Annotated in this window: 17 protein-coding genes; 1 reads left to right on the forward strand and 16 read right to left on the reverse strand. The window is 33.2% G+C overall.

The window, feature by feature from the left end; all coding sequences use genetic code 11:
• Positions 1 to 35 precede the first annotated feature (35 nt).
• From ACU68Y_RS04515 to ACU68Y_RS04525, 3 genes are read right to left on the reverse strand one after another with little or no spacing between them, the layout of a single operon-like run.
• Entirely contained in the window at positions 36 to 1,013 is a 978-nt protein-coding gene (locus tag ACU68Y_RS04515) for a CAMP factor family pore-forming toxin (RefSeq protein WP_002839929.1), read from the reverse strand.
• 12 nt (positions 1,014 to 1,025) lie between these two features.
• Positions 1,026 to 2,741: a CAMP factor family pore-forming toxin gene (locus tag ACU68Y_RS04520; protein WP_002839908.1), complete on the reverse strand. Its 1,716-nt coding sequence runs from the start codon at positions 2,739 to 2,741 to the stop codon at positions 1,026 to 1,028.
• A 56-nt stretch (positions 2,742 to 2,797) separates the two neighbouring features.
• On the reverse strand, positions 2,798 to 5,164 hold the full coding sequence (locus ACU68Y_RS04525) for a lectin like domain-containing protein (RefSeq protein WP_002839933.1): 2,367 nt from the start codon (positions 5,162 to 5,164) through the stop codon (positions 2,798 to 2,800).
• 382 nt (positions 5,165 to 5,546) lie between these two features.
• Here ACU68Y_RS04525 and ACU68Y_RS04530 point away from each other — a divergent pair, with 382 nt between their 5' ends.
• Positions 5,547 to 8,672: a lectin like domain-containing protein gene (locus ACU68Y_RS04530; RefSeq protein WP_002839915.1), complete on the forward strand. Its 3,126-nt coding sequence runs from the start codon at positions 5,547 to 5,549 to the stop codon at positions 8,670 to 8,672.
• Between the two features lie 39 nt (positions 8,673 to 8,711).
• Here ACU68Y_RS04530 and ACU68Y_RS04535 read toward each other — a convergent pair whose 3' ends face one another.
• The 13 genes from ACU68Y_RS04535 to ACU68Y_RS04595 form a co-directional block, all read right to left on the reverse strand.
• Positions 8,712 to 9,452 carry an amino acid ABC transporter ATP-binding protein gene (locus ACU68Y_RS04535; RefSeq protein ID WP_002839948.1) on the reverse strand — a complete coding sequence of 247 codons (741 nt, stop codon included), beginning with the start codon at positions 9,450 to 9,452 and terminating at the stop codon, positions 8,712 to 8,714.
• Entirely contained in the window at positions 9,442 to 11,022 is a 1,581-nt protein-coding gene (locus tag ACU68Y_RS04540; RefSeq protein ID WP_446755637.1) for an ABC transporter permease subunit, read from the reverse strand. The genes ACU68Y_RS04535 and ACU68Y_RS04540 overlap by 11 nt, the downstream gene beginning before the upstream one ends.
• Positions 11,023 to 11,034: 12 nt before the next feature.
• Entirely contained in the window at positions 11,035 to 11,769 is a 735-nt protein-coding gene (truA, locus tag ACU68Y_RS04545; RefSeq protein ID WP_446755636.1) for a tRNA pseudouridine(38-40) synthase TruA, read from the reverse strand.
• Entirely contained in the window at positions 11,766 to 12,563 is a 798-nt protein-coding gene (locus ACU68Y_RS04550) for an energy-coupling factor transporter transmembrane component T family protein (RefSeq protein WP_002837191.1), read from the reverse strand. Before ACU68Y_RS04550 ends, truA begins: the two co-directional genes overlap by 4 nt.
• Positions 12,560 to 13,411 (reverse strand): energy-coupling factor transporter ATPase, encoded by an 852-nt coding sequence (locus ACU68Y_RS04555; RefSeq protein ID WP_446755635.1) that lies wholly within the window; start codon positions 13,409 to 13,411, stop codon positions 12,560 to 12,562. Before ACU68Y_RS04555 ends, ACU68Y_RS04550 begins: the two co-directional genes overlap by 4 nt.
• A 9-nt stretch (positions 13,412 to 13,420) precedes the next feature.
• On the reverse strand, positions 13,421 to 14,254 hold the full coding sequence (locus ACU68Y_RS04560; protein ID WP_002841167.1) for an energy-coupling factor transporter ATPase: 834 nt from the start codon (positions 14,252 to 14,254) through the stop codon (positions 13,421 to 13,423).
• 60 nt (positions 14,255 to 14,314) lie between these two features.
• Positions 14,315 to 17,923, reverse strand: a complete 3,609-nt coding sequence (gene rpoC, locus ACU68Y_RS04565; protein WP_446755641.1) for a DNA-directed RNA polymerase subunit beta' — start codon at positions 17,921 to 17,923, stop codon at positions 14,315 to 14,317.
• Positions 17,924 to 17,939: 16 nt separating this feature from the next.
• On the reverse strand, positions 17,940 to 21,494 hold the full coding sequence (gene rpoB, locus ACU68Y_RS04570; protein WP_446755634.1) for a DNA-directed RNA polymerase subunit beta: 3,555 nt from the start codon (positions 21,492 to 21,494) through the stop codon (positions 17,940 to 17,942).
• A 195-nt stretch (positions 21,495 to 21,689) separates the two neighbouring features.
• The gene (locus tag ACU68Y_RS04575; RefSeq protein WP_446755633.1) at positions 21,690 to 22,376 is read right to left on the reverse strand and encodes an acyl-[acyl-carrier-protein] thioesterase; all 687 of its coding nucleotides are present in this window, start codon (positions 22,374 to 22,376) and stop codon (positions 21,690 to 21,692) included.
• A 1-nt stretch (position 22,377) separates the two neighbouring features.
• Positions 22,378 to 24,198 carry an ATP-binding protein gene (locus tag ACU68Y_RS04580; RefSeq protein ID WP_446755632.1) on the reverse strand — a complete coding sequence of 607 codons (1,821 nt, stop codon included), beginning with the start codon at positions 24,196 to 24,198 and terminating at the stop codon, positions 22,378 to 22,380.
• The gene (locus ACU68Y_RS04585) at positions 24,198 to 25,151 is read right to left on the reverse strand and encodes a DNA double-strand break repair nuclease NurA (RefSeq protein WP_446755631.1); all 954 of its coding nucleotides are present in this window, start codon (positions 25,149 to 25,151) and stop codon (positions 24,198 to 24,200) included. Before ACU68Y_RS04585 ends, ACU68Y_RS04580 begins: the two co-directional genes overlap by 1 nt.
• Positions 25,148 to 25,975, reverse strand: coding sequence for a 16S rRNA (cytidine(1402)-2'-O)-methyltransferase (gene rsmI, locus ACU68Y_RS04590; RefSeq protein ID WP_446755630.1), 828 nt, complete (start codon positions 25,973 to 25,975; stop codon positions 25,148 to 25,150). The genes ACU68Y_RS04585 and rsmI overlap by 4 nt, the downstream gene beginning before the upstream one ends.
• Positions 25,956 to 26,669, reverse strand: a complete 714-nt coding sequence (locus ACU68Y_RS04595; RefSeq protein WP_446755629.1) for a tRNA1(Val) (adenine(37)-N6)-methyltransferase — start codon at positions 26,667 to 26,669, stop codon at positions 25,956 to 25,958. The genes rsmI and ACU68Y_RS04595 overlap by 20 nt, the downstream gene beginning before the upstream one ends.
• Positions 26,670 to 26,672: the final 3 nt, after the last annotated feature.

Genomic DNA, 26,672 nt, shown 5'->3' on the forward strand with positions numbered 1-26,672 from the left:
CTATTAATCTACTATTTTTCTAATCTCAATAAATTTTATTCGTAGTAAGTTTTGAATTGTTGTACTAATTGAGCTGCGATTACACTTGATGGTCTAATTTTAGCTAATTCTTGTTTTGCACGATCAATTGCTTTACCAACTTCTGCTCTCTTATCGCCATGTCTTCTTGCTCTTATAGCTTTGTTCATAGCTTCTTTTAAAGCTTCTATTTCAGTTTTACTTGCTCTGTAATCTTCGCTGTTTAATGCTTCGAATACTGCTTGGTCTAATCTGTCGCCTAATTGATAGATTTCTGCAACTGTTTCTTGTGGTCTAAGTCTCATTAATGTAATTTCGTGAATTTCTGCGTTTAATTTGTCAATTACTGCTCCTGACATATTTTTTAATTCATGATATTTTAATGATCTAGCTTTTGCTAATTTGTGATCCAAATCTGATCTTACATAAATGTTTGCTGTATCATTTAATCCAGCATCTGGATAGCTTAATAATTTTTGTGATAATGATTCGAATTGTGCCATGTAAACTTTCATGTCTTCTACTGTGTGGAATGGAGAAGCTGCGATTACGAATCCTCCAAAGATGTATTCAGCTATTTCTGCATGAGCTGCATCTACTTTGTATCTTAATTGAGTTGTAGCAAATCTGATAGCTCTTCCCATTCTACCTAATAACAACAATCTTTGTGGAATAGATGATAAATCATAAATATCAGCTACTCCCATTCCTACTGCTGTTTGGTCAATTTTGTCGCTAATTTCAAGAGAAGTTTCGTTGAATTTATCAACCATTTGTTTTTCGTCTTCTCTTTTAACTTGGATTGCGTTTACTTCGTTTTGAATTGATTTGATTTGTCTTTTATAAACTTCTGCTTCATCAATTCCTAATTTTTCAGTTTCTTCTGCACCTTGAACGATTTCAAGTTTATCTTCTTGTGCATAAGATACTGCTGGTGCTACTGTTCCCAATAACATACTAGATAGTAATACTACTGATAATGCTTTTTTTAACATATTTTTCATCTCCTAATAATTAAGTTCAAATGTTTTTACTTGGTCTTTTAATTCGATTTTTACGTTGAAATCTTTAACCCATGTTCCAAATTCAAATCCGTTATATTTTACTGATGTAACCCCATTGTTGAAGTAAACATCTCTTACAATTGATTTTTTAGTGTTTGAAACAGTTACTTTTGCTGGTCCATTGTATTTTTTGCCGTTTTTAGTTGCTTTGAATTCAATTGAAAATATTCCAGCTCTTCTTTCTGAAGGGTTGATTTCTGTTATTTGATATTCGTCTTTGTCAATTTTTTTAATTACGTTTAGTTTAAATTTATTAGTTACTCCATTTTTAGTAGTTGCTGTTATTGTTGTTGAACCTTCTGCAACTGCTTTTATAGTACCTTTTTCATTAACTCTTGCGATAGTTTCGTCATCTGATTTATATGAAACTTCTTTTTCTAATGCATTTTCAGGGAATACAAATGTCTTTGATGCTAAATCATATGTATCTCCAACTTTCAATGTAGTAGATTTTACTGAGAAACCAATGTTTTTAACTTCATATGAATCTTTTTGAATATATGGGTTATTGTTAACTACTCCTCCACCATTTGAGCTAGTGTTAAGGTATTCAGAGTTTTCTCCTGTTGCTTGCAAGAATGGAATTCCTGATATGCTTTGACCAGGTTCAACGATGTGAAGTTCAAAGTTTGATTTTGCGTATCCATCTTTTGATACAACTGTAATCATTACTGTACCAGTTCTAATTGGAATGATTGTGTTACCAACAACTCTTGCCAAAAATGCATTTGATGAATAAATAAATACTTCTTTGTCTTTAACTTCGTTTGGTAAAACAACAGGTGTAATCTTTGTTGTCTTGTTTAATGAAATAGCTCCAACGTTACCTTCAAAGAATTCAATTTTTTCAGCCTTTACTTTTGGTCCAGTAATTTTTTCCATTGCTGCGTGAAGCTTCTTAACTTGATCATCCAATTCGCCACATTTTACTGTGATTCTAAATTGCAAGCCAACTGTTTTTGAAATTTCTTCACTTAAGTCTCTTACGATAAATGAATTACCAAATCTTGTTCTTGAAGCACGAACTTTTTTTGCTTCTCTTATTTCTCTCCAAACTGCTGCTTTTTTGTAAATAGTAGCTATGTCATTTGGTCCCAAATCTGGATAAGATAACAATTCTTGTTCCAATTGATCAAATCGTTGGATGTATTCCATAATTTGTTGTTCACTAGCAAAAGGATTAACAGCATATAATATACCAGTTATTATATATTCTGTAATTTTAGTGTGAGCTGCTATAACTTTATTAGAAAGTTCTGTTGTTGCAAATCTGATTGCTCTACCAATTCTAATCATCAATTGTACTCTTACTGGAATTGTAGTCAAATCGTAGATTGAGTTTTCTAATGCTCCTACAGCTTGCGCACTTCCTACTGCTTGGCGTTGTTTCATTTCAGCTACTTTGATTTCTTTATCTAAGAAATCATGTGCTTCATAAAACTTATCCAAAACTTCCTTGTACTTTTCATCAGCTGGTTCTATGTCTTCAACTGATTTTACAGCTTGTGTCAAACCTTCTTTCAATTCTGAGATTTCAAGTTTAGGTTCTTCTTGTTTTACTTCCAAAGAATCTGCGAAAACTTCACTCAAAGGTGCAACAGCTATAAAAGTCATAGCGAACACTAAAATCATTGCTAATGATTTCTTTAAATGTTTCATATTTCCCTCCTATGAACTAAATATTTTGTTTAACAACCGGCACTACCCGTTATTGATTAAAACCCAAATTTAATTGTTTCTTTGTGATTTCTAATAGTTATAGTCGCTTCAAAATCTTTTCTCCAAACTCCAAATTGACCTCCGTGGAATTTAGATTTTGCATGACCTGAATTGAAATATATTGTTCTATTTAATGTTCTTTTACCGCTTCTTACTGTTAGTTTAGCTGGGCCAGAGTAATTTCTGTCACCTTCTTTTGCATCGATAAACACCGTGAATATTCCAGCACGTCTCTTAGATGGTGCAAACTTTTCTATTTTAATTTCGCCTTTTTCTTTTGGTATTACAATTATTGTAATACTTGTTTGTAATCCTTCTTTTGTCTTAATATCTACTTTTGTTCTACCGATTTTTTTAGCTGTTATCACTGATTTTGAGTCAATGTCAATTATGTCAGTGTCTGTTATTTTGAAATCAAATTTTCTTATAGCTGTTTGTGGGTAGCTTAAAATTTTAGGATTCAAATCAAATTTGTCGCCTTGTTTGATAGTAACTGATGGAACAGATACTCCCAAGCTTCTTATAACTTTAGGGTCTAGTTTTTGATTATCTATTGGTGGTTTAGGAGGTACTACTGGGATTTCTGTATTGTCCGGATCTGTTTTTGGATCATAATCATTATCCCCTGTTACCTCAATCATTTTTCTATCAGGAACTCTAATTCCTTCTGGAGCTACCAATAAATTAAATCTTTGAGTTATTTTCCCATCCACAGTCTTGATTAAAATATTTGCATTTCCAACGCTTACTGGATAAACTGTTCCGTCGTTTTTAACAACTGCAACATTTTTATCTAATGATTCGAAAACAACTGGATCGTTGTTGAATTTTTCTGGTTGAACTGTAGCATGAAGTTTACCTTTTTTCTTTACACTGATAAATCCTTGGCTTCCTTCTTTTACAGTGATTGATGTTGGCTCTTCTATTACTTCATTTGGATCAACTTCTGGTACCGTATCTCTTGGAAGAACTTCTCCAGTAGTTCCAATAGCTTTGATACATGCGTTGGCATTTCTAACTTCTTTTGTCAAATCAGTCCACTTATCACCTTGTGATGAAACGTATGATTGTCCTTCTTGTGCTGTTGCTTTTGAAGCATAATTAGCAATTGGCATTTCAATTGGCATTGGGTATTTGTATTTTGAAGCTGAAGAATTCATGTAGGCTACAATTGCAAATCTTTCACCTTTTTTCACTTTTATTTGGTTGGTGTCTAATGTGTAATATCCTGGATATTCGATAACACCACTACCAATTTCTTCTCTATTTGCTGTCAAATCATCAGTAGATTTCAAATCTCTTACAATATACAATTTGTACTCTGTATTCATCGCAACAGTGAACAAACCAGCTTGATAAATTGTTTGATCTTCATCAGATGTAAACACATTTGCAATATAACCTTGCATATTGTATCCAACACTTCTTGTTGCTCCGAAATCATCGTATTGTGAAATTACTGCATTAGGATCTTTTCTTTGAGGAATGAATACCGCATTGGATTTACCACAGAAACCATCGTAATACGATACGTAATAGTATCCACCATCCATAAAGCTTGTTCCCCAACTATTTTTTACAATCCATGCTCCATCTCCAGGAGCTTTCGTTTGAAATGAGTTTTTGGAGAAATTATCATCCCAACCTACAATTGTTCCTGCATGATCTGCTTTTCCACTTCCTGGATTGTAGTAACTTCTAGCTTCTTTCTTTTCGTAATACTTTTGGGAGCTTAAAGTTGTGTAAACTCCACCGTATTCCATTATCGCTTGTTTGATAACATTTGTTTCGTTTGCATTGTGAACATCCGGAAGATAAATTACTTTATCAATATCGAATGCTCTTTTCACATTTGTAGGTGAAACATTAATGTATGCATCATATGGATCATCTTTTTCTAAAATCGGACCAGTTCCTCTAGCAAGATATGATGTTGCAATGTCTCTGTTACCTCCATCATTTGGACCCCAATCGAAACCATGCATGTTTCTCATATGTTTTTCACTAAAATCATATTCTGTTCCAAATAATTTTAAATAAGATTCCATGGAACCATATGTAGCAAATGTCCAACAAGAACCATTTTGTCCTTGATTTTTGACTGAGGAAACTCTGTTAGTTTTTCTCAAATCATATTTTGATGGAATCGCAGCTCTCACTCCAGCTTTTACTGAATCGTAAGAAGTCTTCAATGGTGATATCAACAATTCATCATCCTTGGAATTTTCTTTAAAACTATTTTCAATAGGACTTAATTCTAATTTAGAATTATTGTCTTCATCTGCAAACGTTGGAGCAGTTACTAACATTGATGAAACCATGACTGTTCCTAGTAGCAAACTCAGAATTTTTTTAAATTTCATAGCACCCTCCTTTTGAAATATGCTACTAAAATAATAGTCTTAATAAATATGATTTAAATCTGAAAATTATTTTAATAGCCCCCATTTATTAATTTAGAATTTAGAATTTGTTGTTTTTATTATATCACATATTTTCGAAATGTCTATGTTTTTCACGAATTTTAATTTTATTTATTTAAAATTTTACATTTTTTTATAATGATTTTATCATACTACAGCACAAAATGATTGAAAATCACAAATTTCGTCGTTTATATGAATTTTTTCAAGATATATATTTATTCTTCCAAAAGTAGTATAATAAAGTTGTTAATTCTTAATAGTATTACTAATACTATTTTAGTCATGAATTAATATTTAAAATTATTACAAGGAGTTGAATATGAAAAGAAAAAATTTATTGCTTTTTATTGCGGTTTTTACGTTACAATCTTTGTTTTCTACGAGTTTTGCAGAATCTCAAAACAAATTTAAATTAAACAATGATTTAACTGTAAAAGAAATCGATTTTTCTGATGCACCTCGCAATCCCGCATTTAATAGGCAAATGAATAGTCCAAAGACTACGAAAAATTACGGTTCAAATGAAGATCCTTTCTTGGTTAATACAAACTACGATTTGTTTAACCAAAAAGAAGATATTCCAAGACAGAAAGCTTATGGAATTCCTGCAAACTATGATTTACGACAACACAACAGAGTTACTCCTGTAAAAGCACAAGGCCCGAACGGATCTTGTTGGGCATTTGCTACATATGGTTCTGCAGAATCGAATATGCTTACGAATGGTCAGTTCACAGATTTTTCTGAGAAGCATTTGAGAAACACTCATGGTTTTGACTGGGGTCCTGATCAAGGTGGTACAAGAGCAGTGGCCGCAGCTTACTTAGCAAGATGGTCTGGCCCTGTTTGGGAGAAAGACGATCCTTATTCTGCCTATGATTTCAGATCACCTTATAATTTACTTCCACAAAAGGAATTGAAGGAAGCTTTGTACATTCCAGATGTAAATAACAATCAAGATCGTGACAGATTAAAAAGAGCTATTATGAGATATGGTGCATCTTACACAACTATAAATGGAGACACAAATTATACCAATTTTTATTCTATGAGCCACTATAATCCTGGTTACGGTTGGCAAAACCACGCCGTAACTATAGTTGGATGGGATGATGATTATTCACGATATAATTTCGGCATAACTCCCCCTGGTGATGGAGCGTGGCTTGTAAAAAATAGTTGGGGTGATCGTTGGGGAAATCAAGGCGGATATTATCATGTATCATATTACGATGCACACGTTGCAAAAGGAAATTGCATTTTTGTATTGAAAAATAAAGATAGAAATAAATCTATCTGGTATTATGATGATTTGGGAATGACTGATAGTATTGGTTACAATCAAACTGGTTGGTTTTCAAATATTTTTGGTCCTGTAAGTAGAACAAGCCAAATCGACGAGGTAGGCTTCTTCGTTCCATCAAACGGTGCGCAATACGAAATTTATGTAAATACAAATATCGGTGGAAATAGTGGTTTCAACGATAAAGTTTTGGTTGCGCGTGGAACTGTTGAAAATGCAGGATACACAACTGTGAAATTCAATCCACAAAAAATAAATGCGGGAGCTTATTTTGCACCAATTGTAAAACTAACAACTCCAGGTTACAACTACCCTATTCCGATAGAATCCATGATTTACGGATATTCATCAAGAGCAAGGGCTGGATATAATCAATCATTTATTTCTAACGACGGATATAATTGGTCGGATTTGGCAAGGAATAGATCAAATGCAAATGTATGTTTGAAAGCTTTCACAAAACCTTATTCAGGTGTCAATCCAGCTCCAGATCCTGAACCTGTCGATCCAACACCACAACCAGATGTTCCTGAACCTGAACAAGAAATTAGAGTAAATAAAATTGCGGTATCTGAAGACAATATTACTTTAAAAGCTGGAGAAGATTCACAAATCAATACAAAAGTTTATCCAGAAAATGCGACAAACAAAGAATTGATGTGGTCCTCTTCTAATACAAATGTGTGTGCTGTAGATAATTCTGGATTAATAAGAGCTATAAATCCTGGACAATGTTATGTAACAGTTAAGTCAGCGGACAATCCAAGAATTGTGCAATACATCAGAGTTAATGTATTAGAAAACGAAAAACCAAATATCGATGATAGTGTTGGCAAGGATGTTAAAGTTCAAAATATAATCATGTATCCTTCCTATAAAAAAGCAAAGGTCGGCGACAAATTCAGAATTGATACTAGAGTATTACCTGGAAATGCGAAGAATCCTAAAATAGCTTTGGAAAGTTCTGACGAAAACGTAGTATCTGTAAATAATTCTATGGCGGTATGTAATAATCCTGGTAAAGTTAAAATAATTGCAAAATCAACAGATGGTTCAAACGTTTCAAACTTTGCTGTAATTTATGTAGAAGGCGACAGTCCAGAAAGCAAAAATGCAGTAAACATAAAATCAAATGCCTACAGAAATTCAATATCTATAGGTAATACTAACAATATTTCCGCTATAGTAACAGATTCAAACAAAAGAAATATTAGAAATGCAAAGGTCAAATTCACAATTAACAAACCTTCTAAGAAAATGATAGAAAAAGAATTGACTACTAACTACCGTGGACAATCTATACTATATTTAAAAGCTAACGAATTGGATGAAGTTGGAAATTACAACGTAAATATCTCTGCAACAGATTCTAAAGGAAATACAAACGAAGATAATTTAAGTTTTGAAGTAAAAGATAACAGAGCAACTTTCGAAACAAAGGTTGATTTGAAAAATGCAGAAATAAAATTGAATCAAAACGCTATAATCAGTGTAACATGCAAGAATAATTCATTGAGGATATCAGATGCTAATGTAGTGTTAAGCATCACTGATGAAAATGACAATAAACAAGAAAAAAGATTTAGGACTGATAGATACGGTAATTGTTACTATACATTCAGACCAGTTTCAAAAGGAAGATACTACATTGAAGCAACAGTTTCTAAAAACGGCTACAAAAATTCTTCGGGAAATACAACACTTATTGTCAACGACTCAGAAAACAAACCCGAAACAAAACAAACTGTAAAATTGAAATTTGAAACAGATAAAAAATCATATAATATTTCAGATACAGCTAACATTAAAATATTTGCTACAGATAAGAATGACAAGAAAATTTCTAATTTGAAATTGTCGGTAAGAATAAGAAATCAAAAAGGATTTGATAGAACAATAGAAAAAATAACAGATTCGAATGGTGTCGCAAAAATGTTGATTAAACAACCAACAACAACATCCCAAACTGACTACACAATCGAAGCTTGGCCAGTATCAAATCCAAACACATCATTTGATTTGAAGATTTCATTTGGTAGTTCGAATAAACTTGAAATTAATTCAATTTACAGTTCGTATAATTTGTACAGCAAATATAACAACAATTATGTAATTCACAATTACATTAGGAATATCAGATAAAACTAACGCCCTTTATCGTTGTGATAAAGGGCGTTTATTTTAGTTATTCAAATAATTTTTCAAGAATTCTTTAACTCTTTCGTGTTTTGGATTTGTAAACATTGTATGTGGATCTGTATCTTCGATAATATATCCTTCGTTCATAAAACATACTCTTGTAGACACATCTCTTGCAAATTGCATTTCATGAGTTACAACTACCATTGTCATTCCTGTTTCTGCGAGTTTGGTCATTACTTGTAATACGTCGTTTACCATTTCTGGATCTAGTGCGGATGTTGGTTCGTCAAACAACAAAACTTCTGGATTCATGCATAACGCTCTCGCAATGGCAACTCTTTGTTTTTGTCCACCTGATAGCATGCTTGGTTTCTTATGAGCATGTTCTATCATTCCTACAAGTTCCAAATATTTTTCAGCTTCTTTAACAGCCGATTCCTTGTCTCTATTCAAAACTTTGATCTGAGCGACAGTGCAATTATCCATTACACTCATATTTTCAAACAAATAAAATTGTTGAAATACCATACCTACTTTGGATCTGAATTTATTTTGATTAAACTTCGAAGAAAGTATGGATTCTCCATGATACAATATGTCTCCACCTGTTGGTTTTTCTAAAAGGTTGATGCATCTTAGCATAGTAGACTTTCCAGATCCTGATGATCCAATTATAGATAATACTTCTCCTTTTGATATCGTAAAGTTGATATCTTTTAAAACTTCTACTCCGTTGTAGTTTTTCTTCAAATGTTGTAATTCTATTATTTTATTTTCCACTGAACATTCCTCCAGTCGTAGCTTCCATTATATACTCTTTGTTGTTGGATTTCTTTTCAATGTACAAAAGAATTCTTGTCAATGAGAATGTCAATACAAAATATATAACGCATGTAACTGCGTAAGTTTCAAAAATATTATATGTTGAACCTGCGATTGATTTAGATACAAAGAATAATTCAGTAACGCTAATTACGTTCAATACTGATGTATCTTTGATGTTGATTACAAATTCATTTCCTATTGATGGCAATATATTTTTAATAGCTTGTGGCAATATTACATTAATCATTGATTGTGAATGTGTCATTCCCAAAGCTTTACAAGCTTCCATTTGTCCGACATCTACAGAATTAATTCCACCACGTACAACTTCTGATAAATAAGCTCCTGTGTTTACACTTACTATAAATAGTGCCGCACTAATTGGCGCCATATCAATTCCAAGATACAATTTTGCTCCAAAATAAATCAACATTGATTGTACCATCATTGGTGTTCCTCTAAATATTTCAACGTAGCAAGCAAGGATGAAATTGACAAATTTGTGAAGATAATAAGTGAATTTATTTTTGTCCTTATCTAATCTCATGTTTCTAATTACTGCAACTAATATTCCAATTAAAAATCCGATAATTGTTGAAACACTGGCAATGAACAAGGTCATCAATGCACCTTTTAAGAAAAGTGATCCATATTCGTTGAATATGCTTTTTACTTTTGATAAGAATCCTTGTGGTTGGTCTTTTTCCACATTTAATCTTACCATTTCTTGCATCAACTTATCTCTTTCTTCTTGACTGATTTTCTTCAAAGCTTCGTTGATTTTTCCTGTCAAATCAGAATTTTTCTTCACACCAATAGCAATTGATGTGTCTTCAGCTGAAGTTTCAAATCCTTTACCTTTTTCAAATTCAATATATGAAAGCTCTGCATTAGATGCTTCTGCACTCAATGCTTGTGGTTTTTCAGAAACATATCCGTCTATTTTTTCTGCCAATACTGCTGAAAGCATTGATGGGAAACTTTCCATTGCAGGTAATTTATCGCAATCTTTTATTTGATCGATTACTGAATAGTGGAATGTATTTAATTGTCCTGTTATTTTAAATCCCTTTAAATCATTTAATGATTTCGCGTTAATGTATTTGCTGTCTTTTTTAGTTACAATTACCAAATCAGAGCTGTAATAAGTATCTGAGAAATCAATTTGCTCTTTTCTTTCTTTTGTTGGACTCATTCCCGCAATTATTGCATCAACTTTACCGCTCATAACTGCCGGTGCTAGTCCGTCCCATTCCATTTTTATTACAACTAATTTTTTGCCCAAACTATCGGCAATTTTCTTAGCTATTTGCAAATCGTATCCGTTTGCATATTCCCCTTTGCTGTTTTCGATGGGATAAGCACCATTAGCATCAGTCGATTGTGACCAGTTAAATGGTGCGTAGTTTGCCTCCATTCCAATTACAAATGTATCTTTTTCTGCAAATGATTCATTGTTTACGAAAACAAACATCATCATTAGTATCATAACTACGCTGATGAGTTTTCTTGTCAAATTTTTCATTTACTCCCCCTTTTAATATTCAATATTCATTAAATACAATCCACAAGGTTCTATAGTGATTCCTGCAGACTGCCTGTCTTTATTTTCCAAAGCATTTTTTAGCCAATCAATGCTTTTCCTTCCTCTTGCTACATCAACCATGCTTCCAACCAAAATCCTGACCATATTTCTAAGAAAACTTTCTGCCTTGAAAGTGAACACAATATCGTCGTCTATTTTTTCGATAGTAATTTCATCAATAGTTCTAACTGGATTGATATTTTCTTCCAAATCATTAACAAATGAAGTAAAATCATGTTTTCCAATGAGCATATCTCTGCATTTTAGTAACAAATCAAAATCTAAGTAGTATTTTCTGTGACCTTTATAATCATTAAACCAAGGCTCCATATAGTATTTGTTACATAAAATGTATTTATATGTTTTTGATTTGGCACTAAATCTCGCATGAAAATCCAAATCCACTTCTTCTGATTTTACTATGACAATTGAATCACTCGTGAAGTGGTTGACTCCCATTAGAAATTGATTCGCAGAAATATCTGTGTCAACAATGAAGTTACATACCTGACCTTTTGCGTGAACTCCCTTGTCAGTTCTTCCAGCACCATTGATTTTAACTGGTTGATGAACCATTTTTGTCACTGCTTTTTCTATTTCTAGTTGTACGGATGGCAAATCATTCAGTTTTTGCCATCCGTAAAATTTTGAACCATCATATTGAACTGTCAGTTTTATGTTTTTCATACTATTCTACTCACGATAATTAAAACGAATAATAAAATTATAACTCCATAAGCAAAGAAATCTCGTTTTTGATACGACAATTCGTTAAGCCTTGTTCTACCTTCTCCTCCACGATAGCATCTTGCTTCCATTGCAACTGCAAGTTCTCCAGCAATTTTCAATGCATTGATGAATAGTGGAACTAAAAGTGGCACAAGATTTTTCGCTCTTTTAATTATATTTCCAGATTCAAAGTCTGCTCCTCTTGCCATTTGAGCTTTCATTATTTTGTCTGTTTCTTCAAATAATGTCGGAATAAATCTTAGAGCTATTGTCATCATCATTGCAAATTGGTGAGCAGGAAATCCAATCTTTGTAAAAGGATGTAGCATTTTTTCCATAGCATCCGTTAATTCGATCGGAGATGTTGTCAAAGTCAATAAGCTTGTTCCTAAAACCAAAAATATCAATCTGAATGCCATGAAAAATCCCAAATTCAATCCAGATTTTGTAACTGTGAATATTCCCCATTTCCACACAACTTCACCTGGTGTCATCAATACATTTAGTATAAATGTCAATAAAATGATAGGTATGAGTGGTTTCACTCCTTTAAACACAAAATTTGGTTTTATTTTTGAAATTTTAATAATAGCAATTAGAAACACCAATACTGGTGCATACACCCAAAGTTTACTTATAAGAAATATAGCAATAATATAGAAAAATACAAATGTAACTTTGACTCTTGGATCAAGCTTGTGAATTATACTATCAGATGCAAAATATTGACCAATTGTTATATCTTTTATCATAATTTTGCCTCCATAGCTTTTTTGATGCTTTCATAAGCTTGTTCTACATTTAAACAATCTGTTTTAACGTCGAATCCTTTTTCTTTCAGTCTTCTGACAACTTGTGTGGATTGTGGAATGCTAAGTCCAATTTGTTTTAGTTCTTTTTCCTTACTAAACACAACTTCTGGAGTATCATCCATGAAGATTTGACTTTTGTCGATAACAATTACTCTGTTGCAAAGTTTTGCGATATCTTCCATGCTATGACTTACTAAAATAACTGTCATATCTTCTCTTTCAAAAAGTTGTTTTATTTGATTTAAAATCATATCTCGACCCAATGGATCAAGCCCTGCAGTAGGTTCGTCCAAAACCAAAAACTTAGGTTTCATCGCCAAAACGCCAGCGATTGCAACTCTTCTTTTTTGACCACCAGATAATTCAAAAGGTGATTTTTCTTTCATGTGTTCTACATCTAATCCAACAGCATCACATGCCCATTCTACACGTTCTTTGATTTCTTCATCTGTTAGTCCCAAATTTTTTGGTCCAAATTCAATGTCCTTGTAACAAGTTTCTTCAAACAATTGATATTCTGGATATTGAAATACTAATCCAACATTTTTTCTGATATCTGTTTTGACTTTTGTTTTGGTTGATATGTCATCAACAATTACTTCACCACTTGTAGGTTCTAATAATCCATTCAAGTGTTGTGCAAGAGTTGATTTACCACTACCAGTGTGTCCTATTATTCCAATAAATTCTCCAAGATTAATCTCTAAATTGATATCTTTGAGAGCGACTTTTTCAAATGGATTTGATTTGTTATAAATATGTTCTAAATTTTTGCATTCTATCTTCATACCTATCACCTAACATTCTCCCAAAGCTTCTACAAGTTCGTCAACAGTTAGGACATCACGTCTCACATTTATATTTGATTTATTTAAAAGATAACTAATTTCTGTAGGCTCTGGAACATCAAGACCAACTTCTTTCATTTGCTCCACATTTGAGAAAACTTCTCTAGGAGTTCCTTCAAGCACTACATCTCCCTCATTAATGACAATGATTCTATCTGCATTTACGCACTCTTCCATGTAATGTGTAATATGGATTATTGTTTTGCCCATTTCTCTTAGTTTCAAAACAGTATCCAAGATGTCTTTTCTTCCTTGAGGATCAAGCATTGCTGTTGGTTCGTCCATTAACAAACATTTTGGATTCATTGCCAATATACCAGCAATTGCAATTCTTTGTTTTTGACCACCAGACAACAGTGCTGGAGAATGTCTCTTGTACTCAGTCATTCCTACAAGTTCAAGGCAATCATCTACTCTTTTTCGAAGTTCGTCTCTTGGTACTCCCAAATTTTCTGGTCCAAATGCAACATCTTCTTCAACTATTGTAGCTACCAATTGGTTATCCGGATTTTGAAATACCATTCCGCACATCTCACGAATATTCCACAAATTATCATCATCTTTTGTATTCATATTTCCAACCAAAATATCTCCTTCTGTTGGGATGAATTGAGCGTTGATGAGTTTTGCTAGCGTGGATTTTCCAGATCCGTTGTGACCCAATACGCAGATGAATTCACCTTCTTTAATATTTATGTTTAAGTTCTTTAATACTTTTTTTGATGAACCTTCATATTGAAAACTTAAGTTTTTTATTTCTATGATGTTTGTATCTTTTTTCATCAAAACTCCTTAATTTTAGAAAAAAAGGGATGCAAATTCACATCCCTTAATTCTTAAATATTATTTATCTTCATCTTGTAATGATTCGTAATTTTCAGACATTGCTGTAGATTCTTCAGCTTCTTCAGAATCATTTGACTCTTGTGCTTTTTCAGCTTCAATCATATCATCTTCAGCTTTACCGTCATAATCTACTTCAATTCTGTCATATTTTGCTATTCCTGTACCAGCAGGTATTAATTTACCAATTATTACATTTTCTTTTAAGCCTATTAAGTGATCCACTTTTCCTTTAATAGATGTTTCTGTTAATACTCTTGTAGTTTCTTGGAATGATGCTGCAGACAAGAAACTTTCAGTTGCAAGTGATGCTTTTGTGATACCCATCAAGGAATGAGTTCCTGTTGCAGGAGTTTTTCCTTCTTTGATAAGTTGTTCATTAGTCATCTTGAAATCTCTTGCATCTACTACGCTGCCTGATAAGAATCCTGAATCGCCACTTTCTTCAACTTTGATTTTGCTCATCATTTGTCTGATTATAATTTCGATGTGCTTATCATCAATGTCTACACCTTGTAGTCTGTAAACTTTTTGAACTTCTCTAATTATATAATCACGAACGCCTTCTGCTCCGTTAACTCTTAGAATATCTTGTGGATTGATTGAACCTTCTGTTAATGGTTCACCTTTTTCTACATGATCTCCCTCGTTAACTCTGATGTGAGCGCCGTATGGAATTTGATAAACTTGTTCTTCTCCATCTTCACTAGTTACGATAACATCATTTCTCTTCTTGTTTTCTTGGATTTTTACAGTACCTTCTATTTCAGTAATGTAAGCAAGTCCTTTTGGTTTACGAGCTTCAAATAACTCTTCAACTCTAGGAAGACCTGATGTGATTCCTACTCCGGCGATACCACCTGAGTGGAAAGTTCTCATTGTCAATTGCGTACCCGGTTCACCGATTGATTGTGCAGCGATAATACCAACTGCTTCACCAATGTTTACTGGCTTACCAGTAGCTAAGTTTCTTCCGTAACATTTAGCGCAAACACCGTGTTTCATCTTACATCCAAGAACACTTCTTACTTTAACTTCTTTGATACCTTTTGATTCAATTCTTTCAGCGATTGCTTCATTGATCATATCATTTTTATGAACAATGATTTCTCCAGTATCCAAATCAAGAATATCTTCAAATGCATATCTACCGATAATTCTAGATTTTAAATCTTCAACTTGTCTGTTTCCGTCTTTGATTTCTTTTGCAACTATATACTCATCAGTACCACAATCATCTTCAGTTATGATAACATCTTGTGATACATCTACAAGTCTTCTTGTCAAATATCCAGAGTCTGCAGTTCTAAGAGCTGTATCTGATAGACCTTTTCTTGAACCGTGAGTTGAAATAAAGAACTCTTGTACGGAAAGACCTTCACGGAAGTTTGATGTGATAGGAATTTCGATTGTGTTACCAGCAGTATCGGACATAAGACCACGCATACCACCTAATTGTCTGATTTGGTTTTCACTACCACGGGCTCCAGAAACGGCCATGATATTCAAGTTGTTGTCGGCAGGAAGATTTGTCATCAACGCTCTAGTTACATCTTTAATACATTGTTCCCAAATTTCGATAACTTTCTTGTATCTTTCTTCGTTAGTAATATCACCTTGAAGATAAATATCTTGAACCATATCAATTCTTTGTTCTGCTTGTTCAATAATTCCCTTCTTAGAATCAGGAATTGTAATATCTCCCATTGATATTGTCAATGCACCGATTGTGGAATACTTGTATCCCATAGACTTAATGTAGTCTAACAGTTCAGCAGTTCTGATATTTCCATATCTTCTGAAAGTTAAATCAATAATTTTAGATAGCATTTTCTTATCAACTTGTAAATCAACTTCAAGTGAGTATGGATCTTCATCTCTATTTACCATTCCCAAATCTTGAGGGATTCCTTCGTTGAAAATAAATCTACCGACAGTACTTTCTACAATTTTACTTGTTCCATCGTTATTTACACTGTTACGTCTAACTTTTACTATTGTTTGCAATGTTACATAATGCATTGCATAAGCCAACATCATTTCATCAATATCTTTGAAGATTAAGCCTTCGCCTTTTTGACCTTCTTTTCTAGTAGTCATATAGAATGAACCTAATACCATGTCTTGTGAAGGAGTTGTAATTGGCTTACCATCTTTTGGTGCAAGTATGTTATTTGTACTTAACATCAAAAGTCTAGCTTCTGCTTGTGCTTCTGGTGAAAGTGGCAAATGGACTGCCATTTGGTCACCGTCAAAGTCCGCATTGTATGCAGTACATACCAATGGGTGAAGTTTGATAGCTTTTCCTTCAACTAATATTGGTTCGAAAGCTTGTATACCAAGTCTGTGCAATGTCGGCGCACGGTTTAATAACACTGGATGATCGACTATAATATCTTCCAAAACATCCCACACTTTGTCGTTTTCTCTTTCTACTAATTTCTTAGCGTTTTTAACGTTGTGTGAAATTTCTCTCTTAACTAATTCTCTAATTACAAATGGTTTGAATAATTCAAGAGCCATTTTCTTAGGAAGACCGCATTGATAGAATTTCAAATTTGGTCCGATAACTATTACTGAACGACCAGAGTAGTCAACTCTCTTACCTAACAAGTTTTGTCTGAAACGACCAGATTTACCTTTAAGCATGTCTGATAAACTCTTCAATGGTCTATTACCAGGTCCTGTTACAGGTTTACCACGTCTACCATTGTCAATAAGAGCATCTACTGCTTCTTGAAGCATTCTTTTTTCGTTTCTTACAATGATTTCAGGAGATCCAATATCCAATAATCTTTTTAGACGATTGTTTCTGTTGATAACTCTTCTGTATAAATCATTCAAATCACTTGTAGCAAATCTTCCACCTTCAAGCTGTACCATTGGTCTGATATCTGGTGGAATTACTGGAATTACATCCATAATCATCCATGATGGATCATTTTTTGATTCGATAAATGCTTCAACAACTTCAAGCCTTCTTAAAATTCTAACTTTCTTTTGTCCAGTTGACCCTTCAAAAGTTTCAGTTAAGTTTTTGTATTCTTCTTGTAAGTCTATTTTTTGAAGAAGTTCTTTTATTGCTTCAGCTCCCATTTTGGCTCTGAAATCAACATCTTCTTCGTACTTGTCACAATATTCTTCGTATTCTTGTTCAGTTAATAATTGTTTTTCATATAAATCAGTTTTACCTGGATCTATAACTACAAATGATGCAAAATAAAGTACTTTTTCAAGTGCTCTAGGACTCATATCCAATAACAATCCCATACGTGATGGAATTCCTTTGAAATACCAAATATGACTTACAGGAGTTGCAAGTTCAATGTGGCCCATTCTTTCACGTCTAACTTTTGATTTTGTAACTTCTACACCACATTTTTCGCATACAATGCCCTTGTATCTTATTCTTTTGTATTTACCACAATTACATTCGTAATCTTTTGTAGGTCCAAATATTTTTTCACAGAATAAACCTTCTTTTTCAGGTTTTAATGTTCTATAATTTATAGTTTCTGGTTTTTTAACTTCTCCCCAAGACCATTGTCTAATTTTGTCTGGTGAAGCCAAACCAATTTTCATAGCTTCAAAAGTATTTTTTTGTACCAAGGAGCCCTCTCCTTTCTTATAGTCTATCATCGCTGCCGAATTCGCTAGAATCATCGTCTTCTTCTATTAATTCGACTTCTTCATTGTTTTCATCAAGTAATTTAACATCCAATGATAATGATTGAAGTTCTTTAATTAAAACTTTGAATGATTCAGGAATTCCTGGTTCAGGAATATTTTCACCTTTAATAATCGCTTCATAAGTTTTAACACGACCTACAACATCATCTGATTTAACAGTTAAAATTTCTTGAAGAGTATGAGCTGCACCGTATGCCTCTAATGCCCAAACTTCCATTTCTCCAAATCTTTGTCCACCGAATTGAGCTTTACCACCCAATGGTTGTTGAGTTACAAGAGAGTATGGTCCAGTTGATCTAGCATGGATTTTTTCCGCAACCATGTGGTGTAGTTTTAACATATACATGTATCCTACAGTTACTGGGTTGTCGAAGTATTCTCCTGTTCTACCATCTCTTAACCAAATCTTTCCTGTTTTTGGATATCCTGCTTCTTCCAAAGCATCTTCTATTTCAAGGTCGCTTGCACCATCAAATACTGGTGTAGCAACTTTCCAACCTAATTTACTAGCAGCAAGTCCCAAGTGAACTTCAAGTACTTGTCCGATGTTCATACGACTTGGTACCCCTAATGGGTTAAGAACTACTTGTACTGGTGTACCATCTGGTAAATATGGCATGTCTTCTTCTGGCATAATTCTAGAAACGACACCCTTGTTACCGTGACGACCACACATTTTGTCCCCTACCATGATTTTTCTCTTAGTAGCTACGAATACTCTAACTACCTTGTTAACACCTGGTGATAATTCGTCGCCGTTTGCTCTTGAATAAGTCTTAACATCAACTACAACACCAGATTCACCATGAGGAACTCTCAATGAAGTATCTCTTACTTCTCTAGCTTTTTCGCCAAAGATTGCTCTCAATAATCTTTCTTCAGCAGATAATTCTGTTTCTCCTTTTGGAGTAACTTTTCCTACTAAAATATCTCCTGATTTTACTTCAGCACCAATTCTTATAATTCCTTCATCGTCAAGATTCTTTCTCATATCTTCCCCGATATTTGGAATATCTTTAGTGATTTCTTCGGCTCCTAATTTTGTTTCACGAGCTTCTGATTCGTGTTCTTCTATATGAACAGATGTCAATACATCATCTACAACTAATTTTTCGTTTAATAACATCGCATCTTCGTAGTTGTAACCTTCCCAAGTCATGAATGCTATTAGGATGTTCTTACCTAAAGCCATTTCTCCCATATGAGTACTTGGACCGTCTGCGATTATATCATCAACATCAACCTTGTCACCTTTATTAACGATAGGTCTTTGGTTGAAAGTTGTACCTTGGTTTGCTTTTTTAAATTTACGAATAGTGTATTCGTCAACTTTTCTATCTTCATCACGAGTGATTTCAATAATATCTGAAGATACTTTAGTAACTGTACCTTTGTGTTTTGCTTTTACAACTACACCAGAGTCTTTTGCAGCCTTGTGTTCAATTCCTGTACCGATAATTGGTGCTTGAGTTGCCAACAATGGAACTGCTTGTCTTTGCATGTTTGAACCCATCAATGCACGAGTGGCATCGTCGTTTTCCAAGAAAGGAATCATAGCTGTACCTACAGATACGATTTGTTGTGGACTAACGTCCATGTAGTCGATAAGTTCTCTTGGATAAATATCATTTTCGCCGTTGATACCACGACCAGAAACTCTTTCATTTATAAATCTAGAATTTTCATCCAATGGTTCGTTTGCTTGTGCAATTATATATTTATCTTCTTCATCAGCTGTCAAATAAACAATATCTTCTGTAACTTCTCCAGTTTCTTTGTCCACACGTCTGTATGGAGTTTCTAAAAATCCATATTCATTAGTTGTAGAATAAGTTGTCATGGAAGTTATAAGACCGATATTTGGTCCTTCTGGTGTTTCTATCGGACAGATTCTACCGTAGTGAGAGTCGTGAACGTCACGCACTTCAACTCCTGCTCTATCTCTTGACAAACCACCTGGTCCCAAAGCTGACAATCTTCTCTTGTGAGTAAGTTCTGCCAATGGGTTTGTTTGTTCCATGAATTGTGACAACTGACTTGAACCAAAGAATTCTTTGATTGCAGCAGTAACTGGACGAACGTTAATTAATGATTGTGGAGTTGCCAAGTCAGGGTCTTGTGTACTCATTCTTTCTCTTACAACTCTTTCCATTCTTGATAAACCAATTCTAAATTGATTTTGCAATAATTCACCAATAGTTCTTACACGTCTGTTACCTAAGTGGTCGATATCATCAGTTGAACCAATTCCAAAGAATAAATTGAATTCGTAGTTAATTGATGCCAAAATGTCTGAATGTATTATGTGAATTGGAGATAATTGATGAACATTTTCTTCAATCGCTCTTCTGATTGATTTTTCGTCATCATTTTCTTCCAAAATCTTTTCCATAATTGGATAATAAACTTTTTCTGACAAATTCAAATCAGATAAATCCATATCCAAACCAAAACTATCCAAATCGACAAAGTGGTTACCAATGACACGGACGCTTTGACCTTCATGTCCTACAACATCAACAACATTGATACCAGCGTTTTCGATTTCGATTGCCATTTCTTCAGTAATCAAATCTCCTGCAGTAGCCAAAATTTCTCCTGTTGATGTATCCACAACATCTTCTTTTGCTTTTTGATTAGTAATTCTATCTCTTAAAGATAATTTTTTATTGAATTTGTAACGTCCTACCTTTGCTAAGTCGTATCTTCTACTGTCGAAGAACATATTGTTAATCAAAGGTTCTGCACTTTCCAAAGATGCAGGATCACCCGGCTTTAATTTCTTGTAAATTTCAATTAAAGCACTTTCTCTGTCTTTTGAAATTTCTTTTTCGAGAGTTTTTCTTAAAATTTCAGAATCTCCCATAGCTTCAATTATTTCATCATCAGTGTCAAATAATAAAGCTCTAAGTAATGTAGTAACAGGTAATTTTCTAGTTCTGTCGATTCTAATATTGACTACACCACTTGCATCAGTGTCCATTTCAAGCCAAGCACCTCTATTTGGAATAACTGTAGATGCAAAGTTGCTGTTACCTGATTTGTCAATTTCTTCGGCGAAGTAAACACCAGGACTTCTTACAAGTTGGCTTACAATTACCCTTTCAGCGCCATTGATGATAAATGTACCGCTGTCTGTCATCAAAGGGAAATCACCCATAAAAACTTCTTGTTCTTTTACTTCTTCTGTGTCGGTGTTAATTAATCTTACTTTCACTTTTAACGGGCAAGAATAGTTAGTATCTCTGTCTTTTGCCTCTTGGATTGTGTATTTTGGATTTTCTTCAAAATAATAATCCACAAATTCCAAAACAAGACTTCCCGCATAATCTTTAATAGGACTAATGTCTTCAAAAACTTCCTTGATACCTTTTTTTACAAACCAATCGAAACTGTCAGTTTGAATGCCAATAAGATTTGGAAGTCCCAAAACATTTTTGTTCCTAGAAAAGCTAACTCTGTCCGTTACTCCATACTTTTCAGTATGCATATACTTCACCCCTTATACTATCTTAAACTCCTAAATAATCTACTTTATAGCATAATTATCCATTTTTATACTGTATCTTAGAATTATATAACAACAGTTTTGTTTTGTCAATTATTTTTTTATTAAATTTCGGCTATTTTTCATGTTTAAAATAAAAAAACTCACAAAACAAAAAAATCATTTTGTGAGTTAAATTTATTTCGTAATTTTTATTATTGTTTTCAATACTCCATTAGATATTAATTTGAAATAAATACTGCGATCTTCTACCAATTTATAAATTTCAACAGTTTCATCTAATTTAAGCTCTTTTTTATATACAACTTCTACTTTTTTAATCGTGTCATCATCCAGATAATTTTCAATCCATTCTATATATCTCGCATTATTTGCATGAAAGTTATAATCAATGTCTGTTTTTCTTACAGTGTATTTTCCACACTTTTCGTAATTACCATCTATTAATTCCACATCTTTTTCTAGAACTTCATATCCATCTTCTCTGCCATAAATCTTTCCCAGTTCATCCGTTATTCTCATTGGAAGCTTTTTTTCTGGATTTACTAGTAGCCATTTTGTTTTTGCTCTTACAATTAGTTCGCCGTTTCTAAAAACATCGTAGTTACGAAAAGCGTAGAATTTTCTAGTATAAGTATGGTATGTTTGTATTGTCAAATCGTCAAATTTATCAGGCATATCAGATATATCAACATCCCATTGATAAATAATCCAACTTCCATTCAAATCTTTAAGTTTTTCTTTAAGAATTTCTTCTTGTTTCATAGAACATTCCAACATATAATCAAATAATTTGTTCAATCTGATTTTTGAATTTGTTCCACAAAAAACATTCATAACTTTTGTATTCAAACTAACTTTCATATTATTCCTCTTTTAAAAAGTAACTTTCTCCCATGATAGATTTTTTCTTTAATATATAACCATCATCGCTTAGTTTATTTAATTTGTTTTCCAATTCACTAACATTAAGCTTGATACTGTGTTTTTCTTCGATTATCTTACAAATTCTGAACAAGTCAAGGGTTATTGGAAATACATTGTCTTCTTTTAGCATTTTAAATAATTCCATATCCGATTCGTTTTTCTTTTGAACATTTATTTGTAGCATTCGATACATCTCGTCAAACGGATTTTTGAATTTCGGTTGTGTAGTGTATGCAAGTCTAATTCTTGCAAACAATGTTTTTCCGATTTGAGCTTGAGAGATAAATACATCACCATTCGATAGATATGGAAGTCTTCTTATTTCTTCTGAGGACAAATCAGTTTCTTTCCTGATAACTTCAAGGTCTTTTTCAGTTGATATTCTGAAAATAAATTTTGTGGATAACTGTGCAATTGTAGTCTGCTCGATTGCTGCCATTCTTTGGGAAGCTAGTATGAGAAAAACTCCGTATTTTCTACCTTCTTGGGCGATCTCCTTAATTATTCTTCTTGTTACAGATATTTGATCGCTACCACAGAAGTTGTGGGCTTCATCAAAAACCATACAAATAATCGGGAAATATTCGCTAGTCATTGCATCTACATATCTTCTTCTTTTTCTATAACAAGTATTCACTGCGTACGATGCGTACAAGTTTAGCATCTTTTGAGTGCCTTGAATTATAACTGTTTTGCCGTCTACCAATGTTTCGAAAAGCTTTTGTGAAGTGTTCAAGAATATATCTGTGTTTAAAAGTCTGTTGAATCTTCTGATAACAGCTTGTAGTGAATCGACATTTACAAGTTGTGAAAATCTTTCATAGTATCCTGTCGTGTCATCCTCCTTATCAGATAACGCTTTGGATATTGTTGTCAAATAATCTAAAAACGCATTGGCACTCGATTGTGTGATTGAGTCTTTGTCAAGGATAGCTTCATAAGCAGATTTCATGGATTCTGTGAGTTCTCCTTGTGTTTCTATCAAACTTATAAGCTCATATCTGTTCAAATCAGGAAAATTAATTCCCAAATCTTCCCCAACTTTTAAAACTTCAAATTTGTCAGAAAAATCAACCCCGTAATTTTCAAGCGTCCTATCTTTAAAAACCATTTGATTGTGTGGATCAAACACAATTGTTGGGACAGATTTCTTCATCAGTTCTTCGATAACTACTCGTAACCCGTATGATTTACCAGAACCTGATCCACCAAAAATACCAATATGCGGATATTCGATCATGTTGTAGTAGTTAAATAAATAAACCAATTCTTCTTGATTGTGGATTTGTTGATTGGAATCCATTATTTTAAGCAAATTTTTATATTCATTTGGACAAGTTTCATAAATTTCCTCTGTGTTTTTAATAATTCCAATTTCAAGCGATTTATCAATAGTTCCTGAATAAAATAAGTGTTTAATTTCATCGAATTTTGGTTTTCTGACAGTAGATCCTGCCTCTATCGCAAAGGCTGGATCGTCCATAACTCTTAATTTGTAAATATATTTGATTCCCTCAGAAATATTGTAGCCAACTGCTTGAAGTTTGAGAATTTGTTCTTTGGTTATGTAAGAATCGGCTGTATTTGATTCCATAAACTCGTTAACACTATGTGTTTCTGTAACTTGGCATAAAATATCTCCTTGTTTCGAGTCTTCTACAATCATGTACTCGTTGATTCTTAGTCTATCGTATTTACTAGCCACGTAACATTCGATTTGATCGGTCATTCCGACTACTCTAAAATCTAAATCATTCATTATATAACTCTTTTGCTCCTTTGTGATCTAAATATCGATTGGTACATTTCAGTATCCAAGTATTTCTTTGCCAAAATTTCAGCTTGCTTATTGTCTATCCTAGTTTTCTTGTCAACCAAATCTAACAAAAACGGCACACCTCTTGTATTTTCATCGGATAATGTAAGAACGAAAGAAATTATTTTATCAAAATCATCTTTATTTTGCGATGGAATGTCGATTGCTATTACGCAAGGATCCTTAGATGTTCTTATAAATGCTTGTTCTATATTGTACTCTTCTTTTCTCGATTTATATTTTTCTACGACAAACCCTTCATTCATATCTAATACATTGAACAACGCTTCCCTGTCGAAAAGCATACCTACATTTTTTCCATTTTCGTGAAATGTGTTCATAATAATTTTTGTGCTGATTTCTTCGACAACTCCAACTAAAATAACACCTTTCTCATCACAAAGTTCGACCAAAGCTTCATATAAACCTTCCGCTTCAAGTGCATATCTCATTAAAGTTCCATCCATCATAAGTATTTTCACATCATGATTTGACACCGCTTCAATCGCTACAGCAAGTTCTGTAGCGCACAATTTTTCTTTTGATATTTGAAATTGGTCACGTTCTGAAAATTCATCCACCAATGGGCACAAAATATCCGCCTTAACCAAAGGTTCTTTGTCAGAACCTACAAGCGCCATCGATTGAAAAAACTCCACATAGTTTGGATAATTTGCACCGACTCGATTAACAGAGCCATCTACAACGCAAATACATCCATCTTGTTTAATTTCTTTTAGCTTATCAACACTAAATCTATCGTAAACTTTGATTTTGCCAATCTCATTTGTTATTAAATTTCTGATATCTTCTCTGCTTAATTTAGAGACATTTTTTCTATTTTTAAGTCTCTGATTTAAACGAGATACTTCATCCATCAAATCTTTTGAAATCATAATTCTAAGCTCACTTTGTACACATCGTTCTTCTTCAATCCGTACATATCGCTAACAATCTTCACCGCTTGTTTCTTGGATATTCCATCGTTTATAAGTTCTGTAAGTTTTTCTTTTACATCTATTTCTTCATTTTCTTCTATAAGTTTGTCGATTACTATTACAAATTCACCTTTTACAGTTTCATTTTTCAACATTTCCATAACCTCAGGGCAAGTCCCTTTGATAACGGATTCGTGAATTTTCGTAAGTTCTCTTAAAACACAAATTTTTCTATCCCCCAAAAACTCACTTAGTTCTTCAACTGTAGCCTCAACTCTATGAACCGATTCGTAAACTATTGTAGTCATCGTTGCGTTTTTTATTTGGTCGTAGAACTTGTTTTTATCAGAATTTTTTCTAGGCACAAATCCCAAAAAAGCGAATTGCAAACTATCGAATCCACTTCTTACCAAGGCAGTTATCGCAGCACTTGCACCTGGTAGCACCTCGATATCAACATCGCGATCAATCGCCTTTTCCAATAAAATTTGTCCTGGATCACTAATAGAAGGCATTCCTGCATCGCTTACTACCGCACAATTTATATGTTCCAACAAAATTTTGTCGATAATTTCTTCTGATCTACTTTGTTCATTGTGTTTGTGATAACTTACAAGAGGCGTTTTGATATCGTAATAATTCAGTAATTTTGATGTGTTTCTTGTATCTTCACAATAAATCACATCCACATTTTTTAAAACATCCAACGACCTCAAAGTCATATCTTTCAAGTTTCCTATCGGAGTTGGCACAACGTAAATTTTAGACTTTTGTAATTCCATATATATTCATCACTTCTTCCGTGTAGTCTTCATCATTATAAATAATCAGATTTTTCTCGAAAGTCAAGAAAGGTTTCTGATTTTTCACAAATTGTATCATCACGAGATTTGGTTTATCATCAATTCTCGATTGTACAAACCTAATTCTTTTCGCTTCCATATTATATTTTCTTGCAATACTTAATAAATCAACCAATCTCTCGCATCTATTTATCATAAACAAAGACCTGTTTGATTTTAGCTTTAACTTCGCAAATTCAAATAAATCTTCCAATTTCATTTCATTATCGTATCTCGATGTGTGGAAATTAGTATTTTTATTGGAAATACCGTGGCCATTTTTTTGATAAGGAGGGTTAACTATTATATTGTCTATTGAATCATTTTTAATGTCGACATTTTTGAAATCGTCATTAATGACAAATGCGTTTTTCAATTTATTAATAGAAATAGTTTCTTCCAACATATTTGCCACATCTTTTTGGATTTCAATTCCAATGCATTTTGACAAATCATACAACGCCATACATCTCAGCATGAGTATTCCTGTGCCGCAACCAATATCAATAAGGTTGGTGTTCTTTTTCATTTTCGCAAAATCTGTAAGGAGGATGGAATCAATCGTAAAAGAAAATTTCTCATCATCGGCAATTATTTTTAAATCTGTTTTTGGTATAAAATGTTCTCTTTTCATATT

The sequence above is a fragment of the Finegoldia sp. P1-F-LS genome, assembly GCF_052932205.1.

Bases quoted from the DNA above. Each gene is read 5' to 3' on its own strand.
- ACU68Y_RS04515 (WP_002839929.1), bottom strand. From the start codon at position 1,013: ATGTTAAAAAAAGCATTATCAGTAGTATTACTATCTAGTATGTTATTG.
- ACU68Y_RS04520 (WP_002839908.1), bottom strand. From the start codon at position 2,741: ATGAAACATTTAAAGAAATCATTAGCAATGATTTTAGTGTTCGCTATG.
- ACU68Y_RS04525 (WP_002839933.1), bottom strand. From the start codon at position 5,164: ATGAAATTTAAAAAAATTCTGAGTTTGCTACTAGGAACAGTCATGGTT.
- ACU68Y_RS04530 (WP_002839915.1), top strand. From the start codon at position 5,547: ATGAAAAGAAAAAATTTATTGCTTTTTATTGCGGTTTTTACGTTACAA.
- ACU68Y_RS04540 (WP_446755637.1), bottom strand. From the start codon at position 11,022: ATGAAAAATTTGACAAGAAAACTCATCAGCGTAGTTATGATACTAATG.
- truA (WP_446755636.1), bottom strand. From the start codon at position 11,769: ATGAAAAACATAAAACTGACAGTTCAATATGATGGTTCAAAATTTTAC.
- ACU68Y_RS04550 (WP_002837191.1), bottom strand. From the start codon at position 12,563: ATGATAAAAGATATAACAATTGGTCAATATTTTGCATCTGATAGTATA.
- ACU68Y_RS04555 (WP_446755635.1), bottom strand. From the start codon at position 13,411: ATGAAGATAGAATGCAAAAATTTAGAACATATTTATAACAAATCAAAT.
- ACU68Y_RS04560 (WP_002841167.1), bottom strand. From the start codon at position 14,254: ATGAAAAAAGATACAAACATCATAGAAATAAAAAACTTAAGTTTTCAA.
- rpoB (WP_446755634.1), bottom strand. From the start codon at position 21,494: ATGCATACTGAAAAGTATGGAGTAACGGACAGAGTTAGCTTTTCTAGG.
- ACU68Y_RS04575 (WP_446755633.1), bottom strand. From the start codon at position 22,376: ATGAAAGTTAGTTTGAATACAAAAGTTATGAATGTTTTTTGTGGAACA.
- ACU68Y_RS04580 (WP_446755632.1), bottom strand. From the start codon at position 24,198: ATGAATGATTTAGATTTTAGAGTAGTCGGAATGACCGATCAAATCGAA.
- ACU68Y_RS04585 (WP_446755631.1), bottom strand. From the start codon at position 25,151: ATGATTTCAAAAGATTTGATGGATGAAGTATCTCGTTTAAATCAGAGA.
- rsmI (WP_446755630.1), bottom strand. From the start codon at position 25,975: ATGGAATTACAAAAGTCTAAAATTTACGTTGTGCCAACTCCGATAGGA.
- ACU68Y_RS04595 (WP_446755629.1), bottom strand. From the start codon at position 26,669: ATGAAAAGAGAACATTTTATACCAAAAACAGATTTAAAAATAATTGCC.